This window comes from Aliiroseovarius sp. S2029 (assembly GCF_023195575.1).
Lineage (GTDB): Bacteria > Pseudomonadota > Alphaproteobacteria > Rhodobacterales > Rhodobacteraceae > Aliiroseovarius > Aliiroseovarius zhejiangensis.
In genome coordinates, this window is the sequence record NZ_JALPQE010000007.1 from 95,403 (window position 1) to 118,326 (window position 22,924).

23 protein-coding genes are annotated in these 22,924 nt (G+C 59.6%); 13 read left to right on the forward strand and 10 right to left on the reverse strand.

The features are described from left to right. Nucleotides 1–8: 8 nt before the first annotated feature. Nucleotides 9–650 (reverse strand): ribonuclease T2, encoded by a 642-nt coding sequence (locus tag MUY21_RS14195; protein ID WP_248410997.1) that lies wholly within the window; start codon nucleotides 648–650, stop codon nucleotides 9–11. A 148-nt stretch (nucleotides 651–798) separates the two neighbouring features. Between MUY21_RS14195 and MUY21_RS14200 the strand changes: the two genes are divergently transcribed. Continuing rightward, nucleotides 799–1,545 (forward strand): cell cycle transcriptional regulator TrcR, encoded by a 747-nt coding sequence (locus MUY21_RS14200; RefSeq protein ID WP_248410998.1) that lies wholly within the window; start codon nucleotides 799–801, stop codon nucleotides 1,543–1,545. 143 nt (nucleotides 1,546–1,688) lie between these two features. Then, complete coding sequence (locus MUY21_RS14205; RefSeq protein ID WP_248410999.1) at nucleotides 1,689–3,908, forward strand: ATP-binding protein; 2,220 nt, start codon at nucleotides 1,689–1,691, stop codon at nucleotides 3,906–3,908. Here MUY21_RS14205 and yaaA read toward each other — a convergent pair. Genes yaaA through MUY21_RS14220 form a run of 3 tightly spaced genes read right to left on the reverse strand, consistent with a single transcriptional unit; the run spans nucleotide 3,905 to nucleotide 7,060 of the window. Then, on the reverse strand, nucleotides 3,905–4,666 hold the full coding sequence (gene yaaA / locus MUY21_RS14210) for a peroxide stress protein YaaA (RefSeq protein WP_248411000.1): 762 nt from the start codon (nucleotides 4,664–4,666) through the stop codon (nucleotides 3,905–3,907). The genes MUY21_RS14205 and yaaA overlap by 4 nt on opposite strands. Before the next feature lies 1 nt (nucleotide 4,667). After that, nucleotides 4,668–6,713: a DNA helicase RecQ gene (recQ, locus tag MUY21_RS14215; RefSeq protein ID WP_248411001.1), complete on the reverse strand. Its 2,046-nt coding sequence runs from the start codon at nucleotides 6,711–6,713 to the stop codon at nucleotides 4,668–4,670. A gap of 59 nt (nucleotides 6,714–6,772) precedes the next feature. Then, nucleotides 6,773–7,060: a YggT family protein gene (locus MUY21_RS14220; RefSeq protein ID WP_248411002.1), complete on the reverse strand. Its 288-nt coding sequence runs from the start codon at nucleotides 7,058–7,060 to the stop codon at nucleotides 6,773–6,775. 126 nt (nucleotides 7,061–7,186) lie between these two features. Here MUY21_RS14220 and MUY21_RS14225 point away from each other — a divergent pair, with 126 nt between their 5' ends. The 10 genes from MUY21_RS14225 to MUY21_RS14270 all read left to right on the forward strand — a co-directional run bounded on the left by MUY21_RS14225 (nucleotide 7,187) and on the right by MUY21_RS14270 (nucleotide 15,990). Further along, entirely contained in the window at nucleotides 7,187–7,717 is a 531-nt protein-coding gene (locus MUY21_RS14225) for a thioesterase family protein (RefSeq protein ID WP_248411003.1), read from the forward strand. 56 nt (nucleotides 7,718–7,773) lie between these two features. Next, entirely contained in the window at nucleotides 7,774–9,138 is a 1,365-nt protein-coding gene (locus tag MUY21_RS14230; RefSeq protein ID WP_248411004.1) for an MFS transporter, read from the forward strand. An 8-nt stretch (nucleotides 9,139–9,146) separates the two neighbouring features. Next, on the forward strand, nucleotides 9,147–10,043 hold the full coding sequence (gene mepA, locus MUY21_RS14235) for a penicillin-insensitive murein endopeptidase (protein ID WP_248411005.1): 897 nt from the start codon (nucleotides 9,147–9,149) through the stop codon (nucleotides 10,041–10,043). Continuing rightward, nucleotides 10,016–10,963 (forward strand): esterase-like activity of phytase family protein, encoded by a 948-nt coding sequence (locus MUY21_RS14240; RefSeq protein WP_248411006.1) that lies wholly within the window; start codon nucleotides 10,016–10,018, stop codon nucleotides 10,961–10,963. Before mepA ends, MUY21_RS14240 begins: the two co-directional genes overlap by 28 nt. Nucleotides 10,964–11,035: 72 nt before the next feature. After that, complete coding sequence (locus MUY21_RS14245; protein WP_248411007.1) at nucleotides 11,036–11,656, forward strand: queuosine precursor transporter; 621 nt, start codon at nucleotides 11,036–11,038, stop codon at nucleotides 11,654–11,656. A 280-nt stretch (nucleotides 11,657–11,936) separates the two neighbouring features. Further along, entirely contained in the window at nucleotides 11,937–12,356 is a 420-nt protein-coding gene (arfB, locus tag MUY21_RS14250) for an alternative ribosome rescue aminoacyl-tRNA hydrolase ArfB (RefSeq protein ID WP_248411008.1), read from the forward strand. A 19-nt stretch (nucleotides 12,357–12,375) separates the two neighbouring features. Beyond that, entirely contained in the window at nucleotides 12,376–13,653 is a 1,278-nt protein-coding gene (locus tag MUY21_RS14255; RefSeq protein WP_248411009.1) for an aminotransferase class III-fold pyridoxal phosphate-dependent enzyme, read from the forward strand. Then, nucleotides 13,650–14,591 carry a phosphotransferase gene (locus MUY21_RS14260; RefSeq protein ID WP_248411010.1) on the forward strand — a complete coding sequence of 314 codons (942 nt, stop codon included), beginning with the start codon at nucleotides 13,650–13,652 and terminating at the stop codon, nucleotides 14,589–14,591. The genes MUY21_RS14255 and MUY21_RS14260 overlap by 4 nt, the downstream gene beginning before the upstream one ends. A 183-nt stretch (nucleotides 14,592–14,774) precedes the next feature. After that, complete coding sequence (locus tag MUY21_RS14265) at nucleotides 14,775–15,416, forward strand: DUF5343 domain-containing protein (RefSeq protein WP_248411011.1); 642 nt, start codon at nucleotides 14,775–14,777, stop codon at nucleotides 15,414–15,416. Beyond that, nucleotides 15,409–15,990 (forward strand): Swt1 family HEPN domain-containing protein, encoded by a 582-nt coding sequence (locus tag MUY21_RS14270; RefSeq protein WP_248411012.1) that lies wholly within the window; start codon nucleotides 15,409–15,411, stop codon nucleotides 15,988–15,990. Before MUY21_RS14265 ends, MUY21_RS14270 begins: the two co-directional genes overlap by 8 nt. Before the next feature lies 1 nt (nucleotide 15,991). On the opposite strand, the gene pncB is transcribed toward MUY21_RS14270, so the two are convergent. Together pncB and pncA are read right to left on the reverse strand one after the other, a co-directional pair. After that, on the reverse strand, nucleotides 15,992–17,284 hold the full coding sequence (gene pncB / locus MUY21_RS14275) for a nicotinate phosphoribosyltransferase (RefSeq protein ID WP_248411013.1): 1,293 nt from the start codon (nucleotides 17,282–17,284) through the stop codon (nucleotides 15,992–15,994). Further along, the gene (gene pncA / locus MUY21_RS14280) at nucleotides 17,285–17,893 is read right to left on the reverse strand and encodes a bifunctional nicotinamidase/pyrazinamidase (RefSeq protein WP_248411014.1); all 609 of its coding nucleotides are present in this window, start codon (nucleotides 17,891–17,893) and stop codon (nucleotides 17,285–17,287) included. Between the two features lie 100 nt (nucleotides 17,894–17,993). Between pncA and MUY21_RS14285 the strand changes: the two genes are divergently transcribed. Then, entirely contained in the window at nucleotides 17,994–18,902 is a 909-nt protein-coding gene (locus MUY21_RS14285) for a rhodanese-related sulfurtransferase (protein ID WP_248411015.1), read from the forward strand. A gap of 44 nt (nucleotides 18,903–18,946) precedes the next feature. On the opposite strand, the gene MUY21_RS14290 is transcribed toward MUY21_RS14285, so the two are convergent. The 4 genes from MUY21_RS14290 to rfbD all read right to left on the reverse strand — a co-directional run bounded on the left by MUY21_RS14290 (nucleotide 18,947) and on the right by rfbD (nucleotide 22,916). Further along, on the reverse strand, nucleotides 18,947–20,047 hold the full coding sequence (locus MUY21_RS14290; protein ID WP_248411016.1) for a polysaccharide biosynthesis/export family protein: 1,101 nt from the start codon (nucleotides 20,045–20,047) through the stop codon (nucleotides 18,947–18,949). A 154-nt stretch (nucleotides 20,048–20,201) separates the two neighbouring features. Continuing rightward, a complete protein-coding gene (locus MUY21_RS14295; RefSeq protein ID WP_248411017.1) occupies nucleotides 20,202–21,158 on the reverse strand; it encodes a glycosyltransferase family 2 protein in 957 nt (318 codons plus the stop codon). 6 nt (nucleotides 21,159–21,164) lie between these two features. Next, nucleotides 21,165–22,037: a glucose-1-phosphate thymidylyltransferase RfbA gene (gene rfbA, locus MUY21_RS14300; RefSeq protein ID WP_248411053.1), complete on the reverse strand. Its 873-nt coding sequence runs from the start codon at nucleotides 22,035–22,037 to the stop codon at nucleotides 21,165–21,167. 30 nt (nucleotides 22,038–22,067) lie between these two features. Further along, on the reverse strand, nucleotides 22,068–22,916 hold the full coding sequence (rfbD, locus tag MUY21_RS14305) for a dTDP-4-dehydrorhamnose reductase (protein ID WP_248411018.1): 849 nt from the start codon (nucleotides 22,914–22,916) through the stop codon (nucleotides 22,068–22,070). Nucleotides 22,917–22,924 lie beyond the last annotated feature (8 nt).

Here is a 22,924-nt window from a genome sequence, read left to right on the forward strand (position 1 = left end):
ACCACCCCCTACCGCACCGGCTCCAGCAACGCCTTCCCCGCCCGGCAATCGGTCCGCACGTCCCGCGCGCATACCCTAGGTTCAAGGTCGCGGGTCAGGCACAGGCGGGCCTCTTGTATGCGGCCTTGGCGGCAGGTGATGGTCAGCATGTCGGGCTTCCAGCCTGGATTGGCTTGCAGGAAGGCTTCCTCGACCACTGATGCGGGCAGGCGGACGGGGGAGGTCAGTTTGCGCAACACCTCGGGCCTGTTCACCCTGTTGAACGCCTGTCGGGCAAGGGCATAGTAGTCCTCGGCCTCCAACCCCGCACAGACGCCGTGCTTTTTCCACTGATACCAGGCCGCCCCGCCTGCGCCGAAGATATCTGCCTGTGCGTTGGTCAGGCCACGGGACGGCGGGCGCATCGACGTGTTGCAATAACTCGGCCAGCCTTCTTCGTATTGCGGCCAAAGCCCGTGCACGACCCAGCCCAGATCGCGGGCCGCGTCGCATTGCTCGGACCCGCGCGCATCACCTTCGACGGCGCACCAGTTGGGCGACCAGCTGAGCGCCAGAATGTAATAGTCGAAGTCGCCGGCCTGCTCGCCCTCCGCCCAAAGGCCAACCACTGACGCCAGCCACAGAATGCCGCCGAACAAGACCTGTCGCATTTTGCCTTCCCTCTTTCCTTCTTCCCCCTTATATAGACCTCAAGTTCCCCGACAACGGAAACCGGCCTGATAAAGTCCCCGCGACACAGGCAGCCCAGCCAGGGCGCGGGAAAGTTGTATCCGGGGTCAGTTTCGAAGGAGTGTTCGGATGAGCAAACTGATCATGGCAAAAGCCACCGCCGTCTGGCTGGTGGACAACACGACGATCAGCTTCAAGCAGATCGCCGATTTCTGCGGCCTACATGAGCTGGAAGTGCAAGGCATCGCCGATGGTGATGTGGCCGTTGGCGTGAAGGGGTTCGACCCGATCGCCAACAACCAGTTGGACGCAAGCGAGATCGAGAAGGCCGAAAAAGACCCGCTGCATAAGCTGAAGCAGAAATTCTATGCCGCCGCGACCGGCGAAGAAAAGCGCCGCGGGCCGCGCTATACCCCGCTGTCGAAACGTCAGGACCGTCCCAACTCGATCCTGTGGCTGGTCAAATTCCACCCGGAGCTGGCCGACAGCCAGATCGCCAAGCTGGTGGGCACCACCAAGCCGACGATTCAGTCGATCCGCGAGCGCACGCACTGGAACATCCAGAACATGGAGCCGATCGACCCGGTCGCCCTGGGCCTGTGCAAACAAAGCGAGCTTGATCTGGCCGTGCAGAAAGCAGCCGCGAAGAAGGCCAAGGAAGGTGGCGTGATGTCGGATGACGAACGCCGCAAGCTGGTCTCGACCGAACAAAGCCTTGGCATGGAGCCGGAACCGAAGATCCCCAGCGCCATCGAGGGGCTTGAGACCTTCACCTTGTCCGGCACTCCGGATGATGAGAAAGAAGACGAACTGCCCGACGCGGACAGTTTCTTCAACCTGCCGGACAATGACGACGACGAAGACGACAAGGATTGATCCAGCGCAGATCACACCCAAAGCCCCGGCCCGGTGCCGGGGCTTTTTTGTTGGGGGCGCGTTTTCTGATTGACCGTTAAGACCCTGTTCACCCTGTTCGATGATGCTGGGAGTCACGAAACAGGTGACTCGGAGAACCGGGGATGAAAATCGAAGATATTCTTGCACAGGAACGGCGCGCCAGAATGGCCGCTGAACGGTTGCTGGCGCAGAAACAGGCCGAATTGTCCAATGCCAATCGTGTGCTGTCGCAACATGCGTTGCACCTGTCGGATGAAATCCACGAAACACGCGTCACGGTCGAAGAGATCAAGGGCGAAAATTCGCAGGTGCGCGCCGATCTTGAAAAGGCAAATGCAGAGGTTGTGATTGCCAAGCGCCGTCTGTGGGATTCGCTGGAAACCATCGAAGACGGGTTTGCGGTATTTGATCAATCGGACAAGCTGATCGCCGCCAACAGCGCGTATCTTGAGCCATTCGACGGGTTAAGCTGCGTTGTGCCCGGCATTCCCTATACCGACATCCTGCACATCGCGACGGATGAAGGGATCGTGGATATCGGTGATATGCGCCCCCTGGAATGGCGCGATATGATGCTGGATCGCTGGCGCGCGCCCTCGCGCGACCCGGTCGTTCTGCGACTGTGGGACGGGACGCATATCAAGCTGGTCGACCGACGCTCGCGCGATGGCGATATGGTCAGCCTTGGCCTGAACATCACCGAAACCATCAAGTACCAGGCAGAACTGCGAGAGGCGCGGCACCGTGCCGAGGCCGCGAACCGTGCCAAGTCCACCTTTCTTGCCAATATGAGCCACGAGATTCGCACGCCGATGAACGGGGTGGTTTCGATGGCCGAAATCATGGCCGAGGGCGATCTGGACGAGGAACAGCGCCTTTATATCGACACGATCCGGCAATCGGGCGAGGCTTTGTTGACCATCATCAACGACGTCCTGGATTACTCGAAAATCGAAGCCGCCAAACTGACCTTGCAACCTGAACCCTTCGATCTTGAACGGGTGATTCTGGATGTCGTGACGCTGTTGCAACCCGCCGTTCAGGAAAAGGGCATCCGGTTGATCGTCGACTTCGATCTTTTCATGCCGTCGAAATTCATCGGGGATGTGGTGCGGATCCGGCAGATCCTGACCAATCTGATCGGCAACGCGGTCAAGTTCACGTCGGAAGGCCATGTGCTGGTGCGCGCCATTGGCCTGCCACTCAGCGACAGCGATGCGCAGCAGGTTCACATCACCGTCGAAGACAGCGGCATCGGCATCCCCGCAGACATGCAGCGGCACATTTTCGGAGAGTTCAACCAGGTCGACACCGAACGCAACCGCAAGTTCGAAGGTACCGGGCTTGGTCTCGCTATCTCGTCCCAACTGGTGGAGTTGATGGGTGGCGAAATCTGGGTCGACAGCCAGGAAGGTGTCGGGTCATGTTTTGGGTTTCACATCGCCCTGCCCGTTGCGGAAATCACCGAGCCACCCAAACTGTCGCGCGATGCGGGGTGGGTTGTCATGGCGATGGAAGATCGTCTGAACCGCACCATCCTGGAAAAACGGTTCGAGGCAACGGGATTGCGCATTCGGCATTATGACCCGCTCAGCCCCAGCTACGCGGCGGTTCAGGGGGCGGCGTTGATCCTTGTCGATGAACAAAGCGCCAGGATCCAGTCGCAGGACGGCAAATCTTTCGTCCAGGTGCTGCGATCGCAAAACCCGACCGCACCGATTGTTTTTCTGACCGCACCGCAATCGACCACCGCAAAGCAAAACAACAACGTCGCCTGTGCCACGCGCGTATTGCAACTGCCCCTGACGCGCGATGCGGTGTTCGAGATCATCCAGCAGATCGGCACTTCACCCGCCAACCCTGCCCCCAATCAGGTCGAACCGGTCACCGACGCGCCCTTGCTTTTGACACCGGCCGAACGTTCGGACTTGCGGCAGATGCGTGTACTGGCTGCCGAGGACAACAAGACAAACCAGCTTGTCTTCACCAAACTGCTCAAAGACCTGGACATTGATCTGCACTTCGCAAGCAATGGCATCGAAGCGGTCGAGGCGTATCAGTCCCTGCAACCCGACATCGTGTTCATGGATATCTCAATGCCGGAAGTCGACGGAAAAGAAGCCACACGGCGCATTCGTCTGCTTGAGCAGGATGAAGGGTTGCCGCGCACGCGCATCGTCGCGCTGACCGCCCATGCGTTGACCGGGGATGACCGGGACATTCTTGCACACGGGTTGGACGAGCACCTGACCAAGCCGCTGAAAAAGCCTGAAATCCTGCATGAGATCCTGACGCATTGCCCGGATAGCGCCCGCTGCCCCCTGCCGGGAAGCTGCTGCTAGCTTTCGTCCCGCAGGAAAACCGGGCGGTCTGGTGTGCTCATGCCAGGTTGGAAGCGGTATCCGCCCAGATCGAAGCTCATCAGATCATCCGGGTCACGCAGGCGGTTCTGCACGATGAAGCGCGCCATCGCCCCGCGCGCCTTCTTGGCGAAAAAGCTGACCACCTTTGGCGCGCCTGCCCGCATTTCGAGGAACTGCGGCGTGACCACCTGCAGATCAAGCGCATCGGCATCGACGGCCGAAAAATACTCGACCGACGCACAATTGACGAGGATCTTGGACGAGGTTTCATCGGCCCGGCGGTTCAACGCGTTTGCGATACGGTCGGACCAGAACTCATACAGGTTCTTGCCGCGCATTGTCTTCATTCGCGTGCCCATTTCCAGCCTGTGCGGCGCGATCTGGTCCTGTGGACGCAACAGTCCATACAGACCCGACAGGATACAAAGATGATCCTGCGCATATCGCAACTCATCGTCATCCAGGCTGGCGGCGTCCAGCCCGGCATAGGTATCACCCGCGAACATCTCGATCGCTGGTTTTTCGCCCGCGCCGCTGCCGAACACCTTGAACCGTTCGGCGTTCAGCGCCCCCAGTGACGGCGAGATGTGCATCAGGCGTTCCAGATCCTTGCCCGACAGGTGCCGTGCCGTCTCGGCCAGGATCTCGGCCTGGTCCTGAAAGACAGGGCGGGTGCCGTTCGGCGCTTTCGCGGGTTTCTCATCCAGCCGTTTCGCCGGCGACACGACAACAAGCATATCAACCCTCTTTCATCAGCACGTCGATGAAGGCCGCGCCGAACCGCTGGACCTTCTGGTCCCCCATGCCTGCGATGCGACCCAGATCCCCCAAGGTCATGGGTTTGCGTTCGGCGATATGGCGCAGGGTCGTTGCGGTCACGCTCAGGTGTTTTCCGGTCCCGTCTTCGCCGCGGGCCAGTTCTGTCGCGACGGCTTGCAACTGATCAAACAGCCCCCCAGCGGCACGCCCGGCCAGCTTGCGCCGTTGCGGATGAAGCACGGGGGCCGCGCCATTGATCACCTCAAGAAACGCATGGCCATAGCTTTCCAGCTTTTTCGCGCCAACCCCACCAATACGGGCCATCTGATCCAGATCAGTGGGTCGCTTTTCGGCCATTTCGATCAAGGTCCGGTCGTTGAAGATCACATAGGCCGGTACACGCGCCGCCTCGGCGAGCGCGCGGCGTTTGGCTTTGAGCGCCGACAGAAGCGGCGCGTCCTCTTCCGCCACCATCATTTTGGCGGCCGGTCGCCGTGTGCCGGATTTCAGCGTATCGCGGCGCAGTTCGACCTGCGCTTCCCCGCGAAGAACGGGATGCGCCTTTTCGGTAATACGCAACGCGCCATGCCGTTCAGGGTCAGGGCGCACCAGGTCAAGCCCCAGCATCTGCCGGAAAATGGCCTGCCACATGCGCTTGTCATGATCCTTGCCAACCCCGAACGTCGGCAACTGGTCATGGCCCCGGTCCCGGATGCGGTCGGTCGTGGTGCCACGCAGAATGTCGATCAGATGGCCTGAACCGAAATATTCACCTGTGCGCAGAATGGCCGACAGTGCTTTCATCACGTCGACCGTCCCGTCGAACAGCTCAGGCGGCGTGGCGCACAGGTCGCAATTGCCGCACGGGTCCGTCGTTTCACCGAAATAGGCCAGAAGTTGCTGGCGCCGACAGCCATGCGCCTCGGCCAGGCCAAGGAGGGCATTCAGGCGGCCGTGGTCGGCCGCGCGGCGTTCGGGCGGGGCCAGCCCTTCGTCGATTTGCGACCGCCTCAGACGAATATCGTCGGCGCCGAACAGGGTCAGCGTGTCGGCAGGCGCCCCGTCGCGCCCGGCGCGACCGATTTCCTGATAATACGCCTCGATCGACTTGGGCAGATCGGAATGGGCGACCCAGCGAATGTCAGGCTTATCGACGCCCATGCCAAAGGCTACCGTCGCGACAACGATCAATCCGTCTTCCTGCTGGAACTGCCGTTCGACATCGCGTCGGTCGTCCGCATCCATCCCACCATGATAATGCACAGCCGGGTGACCCGCGTCGCGCAGGGCGTTGGCCAGCGTTTCGGTGCGGGCCCGGGTGGCAGAATAGACGATGCCGGACTGCCCCTTTCGGGCCGCTGAGAAGTTCAGGATCTGGTTGCGCGGGCTATCCTTGGCGGCGAAGGCCAGATGGATGTTCGGGCGGTCGAACCCGCGTAGAAAGCTGCGTGGCGTGGACCCGTCGAACAGCTTTTGCACGATCTCGGCGCGGGTTTCTTCGTCGGCAGTGGCGGTGAAGGCGGCAAGAGGCACGTCAAGGGCGCGTCTGAGCTCTCCGATCCGCAGGTAGTCCGGGCGAAAGTCATGGCCCCATTGGCTGACGCAATGCGCCTCGTCCACCGCGATCAGGGTCACACCGGCGTTGCGCAACAAGTTCAGCGTGCCCCCTGATGCCAACCGCTCGGGCGCCATGTAAAGCAGCTTCAGCTCACCACGTGACAGTGCATCGAACACCGCGTCCGTTTCGTCCTGCGTGTTGCCCGAGGTCAGAGCACCAGCATTCACCCCCGCCGCCTGAAGCCCGCGCACCTGATCGCGCATCAGGGCAATCAAAGGCGAAATAACAACGGTTACGCCATCGCGGATCAGGGCTGGCAGTTGAAAACACAGCGACTTCCCCCCACCCGTGGGCATGATCGCCAAGGTGTTTTCACCACGCGAAACAGCCTCGACAATCTCGGCCTGTCCAGGGCGAAATTCATCGAAACCGAAAACGGATTTCAAAAGATCCAGATCGCGGGGCATAGGTGCTGCTCGTTATTTTGAGGGCACAATCCCATGCGCGACCGAAAGGGGCAAGGGGCTTAGAAGAACACCGAGGCGTTATTGACCAGGATGATCCGGATCGCATAGAGCGCGATCAGCGCCACCAATGGGGCGAAGTCCAGCCCGCCCATCTGCGGCAGGAAAGACCGGATGCGGGAATAGACAGGTTCCAACAGCCGGTTCAGCCCGTACCAGACCTGTGCAACCACGTGTTGCCGCAGATTCAGCACCTGAAAGTTGATCAGCCACGACATCACGATATGCACGATCAGGACAAACCAGGCGATATCCACGATCAGCATCAGGATTTGAAACAGCGACTGCATAGGGGCTCCTTTCGGGTTGTCCGTTCCATCTAGGGAAGGTTGCCAGTCAGGGCAAGGGTGACGCGTGGTTTCGGTTGACGTTTGCGGCGCTCAAGGGCAGGTCGGCCACAACCGGAAGGAGCCACCATGTATCCGTTCATCCGCATGACCAAAGAGCTGATCAAGAACGCGCGTGCCACGCCGCTGCCGATCACCGGCACCCATGTCAGCCATCATATGTGCTGGCCGTGGGACATCGACCTGTGGCGCGAGTTGAACAACGGGCGCACGCTGACGCTTTATGACCTTGGGCGCATTCCGCTGGCCGGGCGCACCGGGTTGTCCCGAATGTTGATCAAGAACCGCTGGGGATTGACCATGGCGGGTGCCTCTGTGCGGTATCGCAAGCGGGTGCGCACCTTCGTCCGGGTCGAGATGCGCAGCCGCGTGGTCGGATGGGACGACCGGTTCATCTATGTCGAGCAAAGCATGTGGCTGCGCGGCGAATGTGCGAACCAGATCGTCTATCGCTCGGCCGTGACGGATCGCAACGGGATCGTGCCCACCGCCCGCGTGGTCGACACGCTGGGTTATGTTGGCCAGCGTCCCACATTGCCGGACTGGGTTCAGGCCTGGATCGACGCCGACGCACAGCGCCCCTGGCCACCCGAAGCATGACACCCCTTGCCCGCGCGCTGGTTTCGCTGTTTGATCGGCGGAAACAGGGAGCAGGCATGGCAGAAATCTCGACGCGCAGGCGCATTTGGGGCTGGTTCTGGTTCGATTGGGCCAGCCAGCCCTATCACACTCTGCTTCTGACGTTCATCTTCGGACCGTTCTTTGCCGCCGTTGCGACCGAGTACTTCATGGGCCAGGGCTTGGCCGAACAGGCGGCGGACGCCAGGGCGCAGAGCATCTGGTCATGGGGGCTGGCCGCTGCGGGTCTGATCGTCGGGTTCGGTGCGCCGGTCATGGGCGCGCTGGCTGACACCGCGGGGCGGGTGCGTCCCTGGGTCGCCGTGTTCAGCCTTCTTTATGTCATCGGCGCAGGGTCGCTGTGGTGGACCCAACCAGATGGATCGAACCTGTGGACGATGATGTTGATGTTCGCGATCGGCTTCATCGGGGCGGAGTTTGCTTTGGTGTTCACCAACTCGCAACTGCCCAGTCTGGCCGACCAGGATCAGGTGGGCGAGATCTCGGGATCCGGCTTCGCTTTCGGTTATATTGGCGGGCTGGTGGCGCTGGCGATCATGCTGACGCTGTTTGTCGAACAGCCCAATGGAAAGACCCTGATCGGGCTGGATCCCGGCCTGGGCCTTTTGGACGCCGAGGCGCGCGAAGGGACACGGATCGTCGGACCGTTCGTTGCGATCTGGTTTGTCGTGTTCATGATCCCCTATGCGCTGTGGGTAAAAGACGTGCCGCGCCCGAACGCCAAACACAGCCTTTCCGGTGCATTTGCCATTCTGGGCCGAACCATTCGGGGTCTGAAAAACAAGAAAAGCCTTGCCGCCTATCTGGGCAGTTCAATGTTTTACCGCGACGCATTGAATGGCCTTTACGGGTTCGGCGGGGTTTATGCGAGCCTTGTTCTGAACTGGCCCATCGTCCTGATTGGGGTCTTTGGGATCATCTCGGGTCTGGCGGCGGCGGCGTTCAGCTGGATGGGCGGCAGGGTGGACAGCAAGCGCGGACCCAAGCCCGTCATCATCGGGTCGATCCTGATCTTGATGTCGGTCTGCTTCCTGATCGTGAACATGACGCGCGAGTCTCTGTTGGGCATTGCGCTGCCGGAAGGATCGAATATCCCGGACATCATCTTCTTCGGCTGCGGCATGTTGATCGGCGGCATGGGCGGCACGCTGCAATCGGCCAGCCGGTCGATGATGGTGCGCCACACCGACCCCCAAGCCCCGACCGAAAGTTTCGGTCTTTATGGCCTGTCCGGGCGGGCGACGGCCTTCATGGCACCGGCGCTGATCGCATGGTTCACGACGATGACCGGCAGCGCGCGGCTCGGCGTGTCTCCGCTGATCGGGTTGTTTGCACTGGGGCTTTTGCTTCTGATCTGGGTTAAACCAGAGGGAGAGCGGTGAGAGGTGGCATGGTGAATATCAAGAAACTCATTCAAGGGGCTGTTCTGGTCGGTGCGCTTGCGCTTTCGGGGGTGGTCATTGGGCCGATCTCGGCGCAGGCCGACACACCGGCGAAACAGCTGTTCGGGGCAAAGCGATCCGGATCGTCGCAGAAAGCGGCCCCTTTCGGGTCATACGCGAAAGGGTGTCTTGCAGGGGGCAAGCAACTTGCTCAAACCGGTCCGACCTGGCAGGCGATGCGCCTGTCGCGCAATCGGAACTGGGGGCATCCCGAGCTTATCGACTTCGTCAAAGACCTGTCCCGCAAGGCGGCGCGACAGCCCGGCTGGAACGGGCTTTATGTTGGTGACATGAGCCAACCGCGCGGCGGGCCGATGCTGAGCGGACACCGATCCCACCAGATCGGCTTGGACGTGGACATCTGGATGCTGCCCGCGAAAAAGCTGAACCTGTCGGTCGGCGCGCGCGAAAGCATCTCGTCGATCTCGATGCGTCGCGCCAAGGGTGCCTTTGTGAACAGCTCCTGGACCCGCGCACATCATGAAATCCTGAAAGCCGCGGCCAAGGACAAACGCGTGGCGCGCATATTTGTCTTTCCCGGTGCCAAGGTGCAAATGTGCAAGGACGAGAAGGGCAACCGCAAATGGCTGAGGAAAATTCGGCCGTGGTACGGGCATCACTACCATTTCCACGTGCGCCTGAAATGCCCCAGAGGTATGCGCGGTTGCGTCGATCAGGCCCCACCGCCACCCGGTGACGGCTGCCAGGACGCGGTGAACTGGGTCAACGATATCCTGCACCCCAAACCGCCCCCGCCCACCCCGCCCAAGCCAAGCAAACCGCGCGGGCCTCTGACACTTGCTGATCTTCCCAACCAATGCCGTTCCGTCTTGTCGTCGCGCTAGGGGCGCTGACCTTACTGGTCGGATTTCTGACCGTCGATCTGGGCGCGCAGACCGTGACCGAGGCCAAGCTGCTGTCAGTCACGCGCTGGCATGGTGGGGACGATCCCGCCTTTGGCGGTTTCTCTGGCATTGAGGTCAGCGAGGACGGCACGTCCTTTACCGCGATCACCGATCGAGGTGATATAACGCACGGTCGATTTGTGCGGAAAGATGGAAAGATCGCGAAGGTTGCCCATGGCGCCCTGCGCAAGCTGACCACACCGCGCGGGGTCAATGTGCGTGGCATATGGTCGGACAGCGAAGGCCTGGCCATCGCGCCGGATGGCACCATGTTCGTCAGTTTCGAGGTGGGCCACAGGATCGTCAGATACCCAACCGGGCAAGGACGGGTGCGAAATCTGCCCAAGAACCCGGCCACCAAGAAAATGGAGCCGAACGCCGGACAAGAAGCATTGGCGGTCCAGCCGGATGGCACCATTCTTGTGATCCCCGAAGGCGATGGTAGCCAGAAAGCACCGCACCGCGTCTTTCGATTGCGCCCCGGTGCAAAAACCTGGGAACAGCCTTTCACCCTGCCACGATATCGCCCCTATGTGCCGGTCGGGGCAGATGTCGGGCCTGACGGGCGGCTTTATGTGCTGGAACGCCACCTGAGCGGCATCTTCGGCTTCACCAGCCGCGTCCGGCGCTTTGACATTACCGGCAACAGCCTGACGAACGAGACCATATTGCTGCAAACCGAAGTTGGTGCGCATGACAATCTTGAGGGGCTTGCCGTTTGGCGGGACGTGGATGGTCTGATCCGCCTGACCATGGTCTCGGACGACAATTTCAAGTTTTTCCAGGTCACGGAAATTGTGGAATACGTCGTCCCGGATGGCGCGGGCATCGGGACGGACCACTTGATTAACACCCAATGAACCGTTAAACGCAGCCCGTTCCCGGCTTTTGGGAACCAAGTCTCCGCAACCTTGCTAAAACGGACCAACAACATGACCCGTATCCTTCCCGGCGTAATTGCCATGGCCGCCATCGTGGTGGCGTCAAATATTCTGGTGCAACATCTGTTCGGTCAATGGCTGACCTGGGGCGCCTTTACCTATCCCTTCGCCTTTCTTGTCACCGACGTGATGAACCGGGTCTATGGCCCCTCGGCCGCGCGCAAAGTTGTCTTTGCCGGGTTTATCACTGGCGTGGCGTGCAGCCTTGTCGGCACGCAGATTATGGGCGAGTTCGGCCCGCTCGTTACCCTGCGCGTCGCGGTTGCGTCTGGTCTGGCTTTCCTGACGGCGCAACTGCTGGACGTGGCGATCTTCGACCGATTGCGCGATGGGAAATGGTGGCGCGCTCCGGCGGCCAGCACCCTGATCGGCGGCACAGTCGACACCGCGATTTTCTTTGCCATTGCTTTTTCGGCCAGCCTGACCTTCCTTGAACCCGGCAACGATGTTGGCTGGGCGAACGCGGTTCTGCCCCTGCTGGGAAGCGGCCCGGACGCCCCGCTTTGGATGTCGCTGGCACTGGCTGATTGGCTGGTCAAAACGGCGATTGCACTGATCGCACTGGTCCCATTTCGACTCATCGTCACAAAACTTTCACAAAATCCTGCGTGAAAAGTTTTGACAAACGCAAAATCTGTGGCAACCTCCTAGATATAGAAACAGTGAGAAAGGAGGTGTCCATGTCGAGAGGAACAATGGAGCGAGGTGCCGGGACACCCTAGGTCGCGACTTTCCGGGGCAGCCCCCGGCAAGGAACGCGGATCAAGTTGGCCAATTGGCCTAACCGGTCCCACCTCCTTAATTCTCGAAAGGGTCGTCCCAAGGCGGGCGGCCCTTTTCTTTTGCCATTTCCGGGATTTCCGTTTTGGATCCAATTCGCTAGGGTGCCGCCATGATCCGCGTGACCGATGATATCACCCTGCAAGATTGGGAGTTGAGCGAGAGTTTTACCCGCAGCTCCGGCCCGGGCGGTCAGAACGTGAACAAAGTGTCTACGGCAGTCGAACTGCGGTTTGAAGCCGCGCGATCCCCCAATCTGAGCCAACCCGCCAAGGCCCGTCTGAAACGCATCGCAGGGCGCAAATGGACGCAAGACGGCGCCATCGTGATCCGCGCCGAAGAGACGCGCAGCCAGGCCCGCAACCGCGAAATTGCGCAGAACCGGCTGGTTGAAATGATCCAGCGCGCGTTGGTCACCCCCAAACGGCGCATCGCAACACGCCCCACGCTTGCCTCGAAGAAACGCAGGCTTGAGGCCAAGACACGCCGCAGCCAGATCAAGGCGCTGCGCGGACGCGTCAACGACGACTAACCACAGCGGAGCCTTCCCCATGTCGGACAATTCAAACCTACTGCATCGGCGCGCGCGGCTTCTCGGCCCCAACATGACGACGTTCTACAGCGATCCCGTCCACATTGTGCGGGGCGAAGGTGCCTGGTTATGGGATGCGGACGGCAACCGATATCTGGATTGCTACAACAACGTGCCGCATGTGGGTCACGCCCATCCGAAGGTGGTCGAGGCGATCTCGGCTCAGGCGGCCACTCTGAACACCCATACGCGCTACCTGCACGAAGGCATCCTGGACTATGCCGAACGCCTGACCGGCACGATGGGGCACGATCTGGACACCATGATCATGGTCTGCACCGGGTCCGAAGCCAACGACATCGCCCTGCGCATGGGGCGGGCGATGACCGGCAAGTCCGGGATCATCTGCACCGACAACACCTATCACGGGAACACCGATCTGGTGTCGCACCTGTCCGCCAAGAAGACCCCCATTGGCGGTGCGGTGGACTGGGTCAAGAAGGTTCCGTCGCCAGACACGCTTGCCCCGCTTGGTGGCAGCGTCGAGGCGCAGGCGCAGGCGTTTGCAGATGAAATCCAAACCGCCATCGACGCGCTTGAAGCCGAAGGGCATGGCTTCGGCACGCTCATCCTGTGCCCGTTCTTCGCCAACGAAGGCTTCCCAGACCTGCCGTCGGGATTCCTCGACCCGACCGTCGAGGTCGTGCGTCGCGCCGGTGGCATCATCATCGCGGACGAGGTGCAGCCCGGCTTCGGTCGCACCGGTCGTCATTTCTGGGGGCATCAGCGGATCGGGTTGGCACCGGACATCGTGACGATGGGCAAACCTATGGGCAACGGGCATCCGGTCGCCGCCGTCGTCACCCGGCCCGAGATCATGGCCGGGTTCCGCAATCGCTTTGGCTATTTCAACACGTTCGGCGGCAACCCGGTCTCTGCCGCGGCTGCAATGGCGGTTTTGGACGTTCTGGTCGAAGAAAACCTTGTCGAAAATGCCCGCGACACGGGTGACTATGCGCTGGAATTGTTGCGGCAACTCGATCACCCGATGATTGCCGATGTGCGGGGCGCGGGGATGTTTCTGGGGGTGGAATTTGCCCGCGATGGAGACACGAAACGCGCCGCCCCCTTCTGCGCCCAGCTGGTGGACGAGATGCGCAATCGCGGGGTGCTGCTGCACTCGGTCGGGCGGTATTATCACGGGATCAAGATCCGTCCGCCCATGTGTTTCGATCGTGCGCAGGCCGACCTTCTGGTCGAAAAGATGGACGCGGCACTCAAGGCGCTTCCCGTATGAGCGCCCTGAAACAGGCGCTGGCGGCTTGGGGCGCGCAGGATATCCGCATGATCAAAGATCGCGAAAACGTGGTGCATGAGGTGCGTGTGGATGGCCGCCCTGCCGCGTTGCGGCTGCATCGTCCGGGGTATCAAAGCGCGGCAGCGATCCGGTCGGAACTGGATTGGATGGCCGCCCTGGCGGCTGCGGGAATGCGCGTGCCCGCCCCGATCCCCACGCGGTCCGGCGACATGGTGGCCGATCTGGGCGGCGGTCAGATTGCCACCATGGTGAGCTGGGTTGACGGCACTCCGATTGGTGAAGGCGGCGTGCCATTGGTGGGCAGCAAGGCCGAACAGGTCGCGCTGTATCACAAGGTCGGGGCCGAGATCGCCAAGCTGCACAACCTGACCGACGCCATGACCCTGCCCACGAACTTCACCCGCCACCGCTGGGACATTCCCGGCCTTCTGGGCGACAATCCGTTCTGGGGCCGGTTCTGGGAATGCCCGGCGTTGAGCGACGACGACCGCGCCCTGATCCAACGCGCCCGCGCCGTGGCGCATGATAGGGCCACGGTGTTCCTTGAGAACGGCGCCGATTTCGGCCTGATCCACGCCGACGCCCTGCGCGAAAACATCTTCGTCCACAACGGAGAGCTGACGCTAATCGACTTCGACGACGCGGGCTTTGGCTTCCGGCTTTATGATTTGGCGGTGATGATGACGCAGAACGAGGACGAACCCGCCTATGAGGCGATCAAAGCGGCGGCGCTGGCGGGGTATCGGGACCACCGGACGCTGAGCCAAGAAGCGGAAGACCTGCTGCCCATGTTCCTGATGATGCGCCGCTTTGCGTCGATGGGCTGGGCAGTGCCGCGATACGACCCAACCGGGCCGGAGGTGGTGAGCTATACGCAAAAAGCGGTGACGGCGGCACGAAGGGTGCTTGGGGGGTGAGGGGCAAAGTGATGGGTGGATATGTTTAAAGGGTTAAAGGATGGTAGCTGTCGGCTCGGAACAGCACCAAGAACACTCTTTTGTGGGCCACACGTAAGTCAGCATATCCAATGCCAACAAGATGTTGCCTGCTCGTCATAGTTGTGCTTCCATAGCTACATCTTTTATTTGCGAGGCAATTCATTGGTTCTTCCCAACAGTTATACAATTAAGACAGGGGCGATCTCAGACTACTTTGAGGCGATGCTCAATGCCCAAGCTCCCGACAGATTCTCTCATAAATTTCTGGAGGGCCTAGGATTTTCGAGTTCGAATGATCGTTTGTTAATTGGTATCTTAAAGGAGCTTGGATTCCTCAATTCCGACGGCGCACCACAACAAAGATATTATGAATTTCTCGATCGATCTGTCTCACAAAAGGTGCTCGCAGATGGAATTCGGGAAGCCTATCAGGATTTGTTTGCGGTGAATACAAAGGCCTACGAACTCAGTGTAGATGACGCATTCAACAAGTTGCGAACGCTTTACAAGGGCGAAAAGAAAGATACGGTGATCCGGAACATCGCTAAAACTTTTGTGGCTTTATGCGATTATGCTGATTTTACAGAAGCTCCAAAGGCTACCCCAGAACCTGCGAAGAGCGATGAGCCTGACAAAATCTCACCGCATGTCCAGAAACGTCCTGCCGGAGATAGTCCAAGTTCAAATGAATCGCCGTTGCCAATCAAGTCGCTACAATATCACATAAACATCGTATTGCCTGAATCCCGTGACCAAGCTGTTTACGATGCGCTGTTTAAGAGCTTGCGAGACCACCTTGGCTGATCGAACGGATGAACTCTACCCTTTTATATATCGTGGGCTTTTGACTGAAGAGAGCCTAGACAAAGCTGGGCGCAATACACGCGCAAAGTTAGATGGCGCGGAAACCGAGGCAATAAAGGAAAAATTATCTTACGACATGCTAGAAGATTCATCACTCGTGAGTGCAAAGAGGATGAGTCTGGTGTACACCGCCATTCACGCATTTGAGAACATGGTTAGGGACTATGTGAAGTCCACACTGATTGACGCACACAGAGAAGCTTGGTGGGAAAAAGTTCCCGAAAAAATCAAGAAAAAGGTCAACACTCGAATGGAGGATGACGCGAAGTTTAAGTGGCATGGAACTCGCGGTGGGTCTGAAATGGAATACTGTGATTTTGGGGATCTGTCTTCGATCATAGTGGTTAATCGTGAAGATTTCGAACTCACTTTATCCGACATTGAGTGGGCAAAATCGGTTCTAAGCGTACTAGAACGTTCAAGAAACATCGTAATGCATGGCGGTGTCCTCGCGGTTCAAGACATCGAGCGTATCGGTGGCAATATTAGAGATTGGATACGCCAAGTCGGGTAACCTAAACAACAACCTCCATACCCACCTGATCTCCAACACCGAACACCCGCTTATAGCGCGCAACCTCATCCTCCGGTCCCATCGCCTTGTTCGGGTTGTCCGACAGCTTTACCGTCGCCCTCCCATTCGCCTCGACCGCTTTGCAGACCAGCGAGAACGGGGCGAGTGCGTCGTTCGGCACGAGGCCTCGGAAATCGTTGGTCAGAAGCGTGCCCCAGCCGAAGCTGGTGCGGACGCGGCCTGCGAATTGCTGGTGCAGTTCGATGATTTTGTCGGTGTCCAGACCGTCCGAGAAGATGACCATTTTCTGGCTCGGGTCCTCACCGCGGTCCTTCCACCATTTGATCGCGGTCTCGGCGCCTGTGGCGGGGTCTCCGCTGTCGATGCGGATGCCGGTCCAGCCCGCCAGCCAATCCGGCGCATTGTCCAGAAACCCCTTGGTGCCATAGGTGTCGGGCAGGATGATGCGCAAGTTGCCCTCGTGTTCCTCGTGCCAGTCGGCCAGCACGTCATAGGGCGCGCGGGCCAGTTCGTCGTCATCCTCGGCCAGCGCGGCATAGACCATGGGCAGTTCGTGGGCGTTGGTGCCGATCGCCTCGATGTCGCGTTTCATGGCGATCGAGCAGTTCGAGGTGCCGATGAAACGATCCCCCAGCCCCTCGATCATCGCCTGCACGCACCAATCCTGCCAGAGATAGCTGTGCCGACGGCGGGTGCCGAAATCGGCAAGGCGCAGCCCGTCAAGCTCGCGCAGGCGTTCGATCTTTTCCCAGATCCGGGTCATGGCGCGGGCATAGAGCACCTGCAGCTCGAACTTCCCCATGTCGCGTAGAACGGCGCGGCCGCGCAGTTCCATCAACACGGCAAGGGCGGGGATTTCCCACAACATGACCTCGGGCCACGGGCCTTCGAAGGTCAGTTCGTATTGATCACCGACGCGCTCAAGGTGGTAGGGCGGCAGGCGCATGCCCTCGAACCACTCCATGAAATCGGGGCGGAACATCTGGCGCTTGCCATAGAAAGTGTTGCCGCGCAGCCATGTGCTTTCGCCGCGCGACAGGCTGAGGGATCGGATATGATCCAACTGCTCGCGCAACTCGCCCTCGTCGATCAGGTCGGCCAGCGGCACCGACTTGGTGCGGTTGATCAGGCTGAAGGTGACAGTGGTGTCGGGCTTGTTGCGGAACACCGACTGGCACATCAGGAGCTTGTAGAAATCGGTGTCGATCAGAGACCGGACGATCGGGTCGATCTTCCAGTGATGGTTGTAGACCCGGCTGGCAATATCGACCATCTACGCCTCCAGTTTGACGCCGGCGGCGCGCATCTCGGCGCGCGCGGCGTCCATTGAGCCGTCAAGGTCGATGGCGCGACAGGCACGTTCCAGAACCGTCACCTCAAAGCCCAGACGTGCACCGTCAACGGCGGAATAGGCGACGCAGAAATCCGTGGCCAGCCCGACCAGAGTAAGCTTCGTGACCCCACGGGTGCGCAGATACCCCTCTAACCCCGTAGGTGTGGTCTGGTCATTTTCAAAGAAGGCGGAATAGCTGTCTATCTCGGCCCGGAACCCCTTGCGGATGATCAGATCGGCCCGGTCACGATGCAGGTGGTCGTGGAACCTGGCGCCGATGCTGCCCTGAATACAGTGATCGGGCCACAACACTTGGGTGCCATAGGGCATTTCCGTGGTTTGGAACGGATCTTTTCCCGGATGAGAAGACGCGAAAGATCCATGCCCCGCCGGGTGCCAGTCCTGTGTGAACACCTTGACCTGATAGTCGGGCAGAAGTTCGTTGATCAGGGGCACAACCTCATCGCCGCCGGATACGGCCAGCGCACCGCCCGGGCAGAAGTCGTTTTGCACGTCAATCACGATCAGGGCTTCGTCGGCATTGTGCATGGGCGATCCTCCTAGAAACTCAATGGGTAAGGTCCGGGGCTGGGTGGGTCAAGCGATTGGCGCTCTTGATCCTTTGAAAAGAGGGGCGTATGCCGCCCGTATGTATACGATCGCAGCACTCTATCACTTCACACGTTTCGACAACCCCGCGGCCTTGCAGGCGCCTTTGCTGGAGGCCGCCCAGCGCGAAGGGGTCACAGGATCGCTTCTGCTGGCGCAGGAAGGCATCAATGGCACCATCGCGGGGTCGCGCGCGGGGATCGACACCATATTGGAGCATATCCGCGCCCTGCCCGGCTGCACCGATCTGTCGTGGAAGGAATCCACCGCGCGGGAGCAGCCCTTCGGCAAGATGAAGGTCCGGCTGAAGAAAGAGATCGTGACCATGGGGGTGCCGGATGTCGATCCGCGTGCCTCGGTCGGGCACTATGTGAAACCCGAGGATTGGAACGATCTGATCTCACAAGACGATGTGGTGGTGATTGACACCCGCAATGACTACGAGGTCGCCATTGGCACATTTGAAGGCGCAGTTGATCCAAAAACCAAGACCTTCCGCGAGTTTCCCGCGTGGTGGGAAAAGAACAAGGACCGGTTTCACAACAAGCGTGTGGCGATGTTCTGCACGGGCGGCATTCGCTGCGAGAAATCGACCAACTTCCTGATTGGCCAAGGGGTCGAGGATGTCTATCACCTGCAGGGCGGTATCTTGCAGTATCTGGAGGACGTGCCCGCCAAGGACAGTAAATGGGATGGTGCCTGTTTCGTCTTCGACAACCGCGTGTCCGTTGAACACGGTTTGGCCGAAGGCCCGCACGAGCTGTGCCACGCCTGTCGCCGTCCGATCCTGCCGTCAGACAAGGACCGTCCCGAATACGACGATGGCGTCAGCTGCCACCAATGTATCGACGAGTTCGACGAACCGCGTCGTGACCGTTTCCGCGAACGCCAAAAACAAATGGCGCTCGCCCGCGCGCGAGGGGAGCGCCACCTGGGCCGGGAAGCCTGACATCTGCGTTAGGTGCTTTCACCCTCGGGGTTAGGCACCTGACGTCAAAGATCACTCAGGTCAGATGCGGTGCCTGCCAATTGACGGATCAGGCCGAACAGGAAGGGTGCGGACGCAACCGAGCTTTCGGTGACAAGCACTGTATCCTCGTGATGGATCTGGAATTTTCCGGCGCTGAACAGGCCGTCAGCCGTGGTCAGATCGATCACGAACACGCTGCGTTCATTGTTCGGGCCAGAGGCATCAGCGCGCACCGCTTTCGGTGAATACTCCCGCAGCACAAGAATGCCCTTGGGGTTGGCGCGGTTGTCCGTCAAGCCACCGATAAGCGACATGGCATCCAGCGCCGAGATACTTGACCTGGAAAACGGCACGATCGCTTCCTTGCTGGCTGCGCCAAGCGAACGGAAATACCGTTCGTCGGGTTCCACGGCGATCTTGTCACCTGGAAGCAGCAGGGCATCGTATTTCGGGTTGCTCAAGACATCCTGAAGCGGGCGGCGATAGGTTTGATCGCCCCGGATCAGCTTCAGTTGCGGGTTTTCGATCTGGCCCGACGGACCGCCTGCGGCAGAAATGGCGTTCAGGATGGTGAAGTTGGGGTCATCAACAACAATGGGCCCCGGACGAGATACACCGGACACCATCGAAATCGTGCCACGCGTGCCCTGCGTCACATTCAATTGAACCTGGGCTGAGGGGATTACCTCTTCATATTTCCGCTGAACGCGGGCGCGAGCGGCGGAATGCGGCAGGCCGGCAATATGCAAGGTGCCGACGAAGGGAAGGAAGATGGTCCCCGCCGGAGAAACCTGCATGTTCTTCATTTGCACCGTGTTCTGACCATTCGACGCAAGCAGCGAGTTTTCTTCGCTGTCCCAGACAACGACATCAACGGTGTCAAACGGGCGTATTGGCTTGTCTGCTGCGGGTCTTCCACGGGCTGGCCATTTATAGCCGGAATTGGCGTCCGGGGCAGGCCACCGCGACATGGCGCCAAGCATTTCGCGCGAAACTCTGTAAATCGCGATATCGGATCTTGTCTCAGTCTCGTTTCCGATGATCTCGCTTTGCAAGGCACCGCCGCGTGGCAAGCCGCAACTTGCCAGTGCAAGCATCAGAAAAGCCGTTAGAACAAAGCGCATCGTGTCCCCGCAAACACCAGATATACTGCGCGCCACACTATGCTGTGGGTGCATCTGGAACAACCCTGATTCTTGGATACATTCTGTGTGTGACAATAGAATGCCGATACCCGAAAGGTGCGATCCGGTGGCCTTCCTGACGCACCACCTGCACCTATAAACGGCGCATCACAAGCGCAAACCACAGCGCCGCCGTGCTTGCCCATGTCTGACGGTAAAGTTTCATCCTGCGCAACACCCGCCAACTGTGCCTTCGGCGCATGTTCAGGATGCGCGTGAAATCATTCAAAAGCGCCTGATTTTCCGGTTCGAACATATGAGCGGATGCAGCAAGTGCCTTGGCATTCATCCGATTCCATTCTGCAAAATGCCCGCTGAGCAGCATCGAGATACGTGCAAGCTTTGCCTTGGCATTATCGTTCGCACCGATCTCGTTATAAGCGTGTTGCCGGTAGAGCAATGTCGGCTGATCGTCATGCACAAGCCTGCCGCCTACACCGGCAATCACCTGATACGTCCACCAGTCATGCACCACAACGTCATGGGTATCCACGGCAGCAGATTGAACCAGACGCGTACCCGCCGCGTTCAGCACGATCGTATTTCCCGATGCAACATTCTGCACCAGAGCATTGCGAAACCCAAGCGGGCGCGGGCGCGGAAGCGACAGACGCCGTTCTGTCAGCGTCTCGTCCGTGATCCAGGTTCGGCTGCAATACAGTGCAGGCGCATCGTCATCCTGCGCGCGCAGCGCCTGAACACTGCGTGCAAGCTTGTCGGGCAGCCAGACATCATCCTGATCGCAAAAGGACAGCCAACTGTCGGCAGGCGCAAAATCCGCCGATCGACGGACAAGGGACATGAAGTTGGCTGCCGCCCCGCTCTTCGGCCCGTCCAGTATCGTAACGGTGTGACCTTGTTGTGCAAAACCCTGCACGATCTCAAGCGTATCATCGGTCGAGCCATCATCGCTGACGATCAAAGACCAATTGTCATAGCTTTGCTCTGCGATACTGGCGAGCTGCTCGGACAGATTCCGGCCCCCGTTATAGGTCGCAAGCAAAATGGCCACATGTGGGTCTGAACGCTTGGTCTGGACGTTATCGTGCATCGGTGGTCACTCTGACATCAAAGACGACAGATAGCGCCCGTAATCATTCTTTGCAAAATAATCTGCCCGCGCGCGAAGCGCATCCTTGCTGATCCAGCCGTTGTGAAATGCGATCTCTTCCAGGCAACCGACCTGCTGCCCCTGCCGCTTCTCTAGGGTTCGTACAAAGTTTCCTGCGTCCAAGAGGCTGCCATGCGTGCCGGTGTCCAGCCACGCATATCCCCGGCCCATGAGTTGCACTGACAGCTTGTCTTCGTTCAGATACATTTCCAGAAGAGATGTAATCTCAAGCTCGCCACGCGCTGATGGGGTCACTTCCCTGGCGCGTTCCGGGGCGCTTCCGTCCAGAAAATAAAGCCCGGTCACGGCAAAGTTCGATGGTGGTTTGGCGGGTTTTTCGATGATTGTGTTTACCTTGCCTTCGCTGTCAAAGCCGACAACCCCATAGCGTTCCGGATCGGCAACGCGATAGCCAAACACCGTGCCACCCATCGACTGCTGGCTGGCATCGCGCAGCAGGTCCTGAAGTCCGTGCCCGAAAAAGATATTGTCACCCAAAACCAGCGCCGAGGGTGCGCCCGCAAGGAAATCCTCGGCAAGAATGAAAGCCTGGGCCAGTCCGTCTGGCGAAGGTTGCTCGATATAGGTGAAGGACATGCCAAGATCGGACCCATCCCCCAGCATCCGCACGAACTGGGCCTGATCCTGTGGTGTTGTGATGATCGCAACCTCGCGGATCCCGGCCAGCATCAACGCGCTGATCGGATAGAAGATCATCGGTTTGTCGTAAACCGGAAGCAGTTGCTTTGAAACGGCCATGGTGATCGGGTAAAGCCGCGTCCCAGACCCGCCTGCCAGAATAATGCCTTTTCTGTCCATCGATGCGTTCACTTCCCTATCCCGCCAAACCTAGTCGGCGTTTTTCAGTTCTTCCAGAACAATTGCCAACGACTCTGTCCAGTTAGGCTGTCGAATGCCGAATGCCTCTGACAGCGCCGAACAATCCATCCGCGAGTTAAGGGGCCGAACCGCCGGGGTCGGAAAATCAGATGTGGGGATTCCCGAGACCGCAACAGACCGCCCGGCCTGGCGAAAGATTTCGAGGGCGAAGTCCTTCCAGCTGACTGCTGGCGCGCCTGCGAAATGAAAGACGCCGCCCGGCGTCCCGTCCACCAATGCATGGGCCATGGTCAGAAGAGCCTGCGCGATGTCATTTGCGGCGGTCGGACCTCCGATCTGATCGTCCACAATGTTCAGTTCATCGCGGCTTTCGGATAGGCGCAACATCGTTTTCACAAAATTGGCACCATGGGATGAAAACACCCAGCTTGTGCGCAGGATCGCAAAGGTCCCTCCAGCGGCTTGCACGGCCTGTTCCCCCACCAGCTTGGAACGGCCATAGGCATTGGGCGGGGCGACCGGATCGTCCGTCGCCCAGGCGGTGTCACCCTGACCGCTGAACACATAGTCGGTCGAGACATGTAGGAACGGTATGCCCTTTGCACTGGCCGCCCGCGCCATCGCGCCGGGCGCATGACCGTTCACCAAAGTGGCCAGGTCTTCTTCCTGTTCGGCTTTATCCACCGCGGTATATGCGGCGGCATTGATGACGACATCGGCGTCGACATCCCGGATGATGGCGGCACAGGCGTCGGGGTCGGCAAGATCCGCATCCAGTCGGTCCAGCGCATGCACATCGGCCAGGCGCTGCAGCTCTGTCGCAACTTGTCCTGTCTTACCAAATACAAGGATCTTCATAACGTGGC

Excerpts from the sequence above, each read along its gene's own strand:
- MUY21_RS14195 (WP_248410997.1), bottom strand. The coding sequence starts at position 650 with ATGCGACAGGTCTTGTTCGGCGGCATTCTGTGGCTGGCGTCAGTGGTT.
- rfbA (WP_248411053.1), bottom strand. The coding sequence starts at position 22,037 with ATGGACAGAAAAGGCATTATTCTGGCAGGCGGGTCTGGGACGCGGCTT.
- pncA (WP_248411014.1), bottom strand. The coding sequence starts at position 17,893 with ATGCACAATGCCGACGAAGCCCTGATCGTGATTGACGTGCAAAACGAC.
- recQ (WP_248411001.1), bottom strand. The coding sequence starts at position 6,713 with ATGCCCCGCGATCTGGATCTTTTGAAATCCGTTTTCGGTTTCGATGAA.
- MUY21_RS14260 (WP_248411010.1), top strand. The coding sequence starts at position 13,650 with ATGAGCGCCCTGAAACAGGCGCTGGCGGCTTGGGGCGCGCAGGATATC.
- MUY21_RS14290 (WP_248411016.1), bottom strand. The coding sequence starts at position 20,047 with ATGCGCTTTGTTCTAACGGCTTTTCTGATGCTTGCACTGGCAAGTTGC.
- MUY21_RS14205 (WP_248410999.1), top strand. The coding sequence starts at position 1,689 with ATGAAAATCGAAGATATTCTTGCACAGGAACGGCGCGCCAGAATGGCC.
- mepA (WP_248411005.1), top strand. The coding sequence starts at position 9,147 with ATGGTGAATATCAAGAAACTCATTCAAGGGGCTGTTCTGGTCGGTGCG.
- MUY21_RS14225 (WP_248411003.1), top strand. The coding sequence starts at position 7,187 with ATGTATCCGTTCATCCGCATGACCAAAGAGCTGATCAAGAACGCGCGT.
- MUY21_RS14200 (WP_248410998.1), top strand. The coding sequence starts at position 799 with ATGAGCAAACTGATCATGGCAAAAGCCACCGCCGTCTGGCTGGTGGAC.
- MUY21_RS14295 (WP_248411017.1), bottom strand. The coding sequence starts at position 21,158 with ATGCACGATAACGTCCAGACCAAGCGTTCAGACCCACATGTGGCCATT.
- arfB (WP_248411008.1), top strand. The coding sequence starts at position 11,937 with ATGATCCGCGTGACCGATGATATCACCCTGCAAGATTGGGAGTTGAGC.
- MUY21_RS14240 (WP_248411006.1), top strand. The coding sequence starts at position 10,016 with ATGCCGTTCCGTCTTGTCGTCGCGCTAGGGGCGCTGACCTTACTGGTC.
- MUY21_RS14255 (WP_248411009.1), top strand. The coding sequence starts at position 12,376 with ATGTCGGACAATTCAAACCTACTGCATCGGCGCGCGCGGCTTCTCGGC.
- MUY21_RS14285 (WP_248411015.1), top strand. The coding sequence starts at position 17,994 with ATGTATACGATCGCAGCACTCTATCACTTCACACGTTTCGACAACCCC.
- MUY21_RS14220 (WP_248411002.1), bottom strand. The coding sequence starts at position 7,060 with ATGCAGTCGCTGTTTCAAATCCTGATGCTGATCGTGGATATCGCCTGG.
- pncB (WP_248411013.1), bottom strand. The coding sequence starts at position 17,284 with ATGGTCGATATTGCCAGCCGGGTCTACAACCATCACTGGAAGATCGAC.
- rfbD (WP_248411018.1), bottom strand. The coding sequence starts at position 22,916 with ATGAAGATCCTTGTATTTGGTAAGACAGGACAAGTTGCGACAGAGCTG.
- yaaA (WP_248411000.1), bottom strand. The coding sequence starts at position 4,666 with ATGCTTGTTGTCGTGTCGCCGGCGAAACGGCTGGATGAGAAACCCGCG.
- MUY21_RS14230 (WP_248411004.1), top strand. The coding sequence starts at position 7,774 with ATGGCAGAAATCTCGACGCGCAGGCGCATTTGGGGCTGGTTCTGGTTC.
- MUY21_RS14245 (WP_248411007.1), top strand. The coding sequence starts at position 11,036 with ATGACCCGTATCCTTCCCGGCGTAATTGCCATGGCCGCCATCGTGGTG.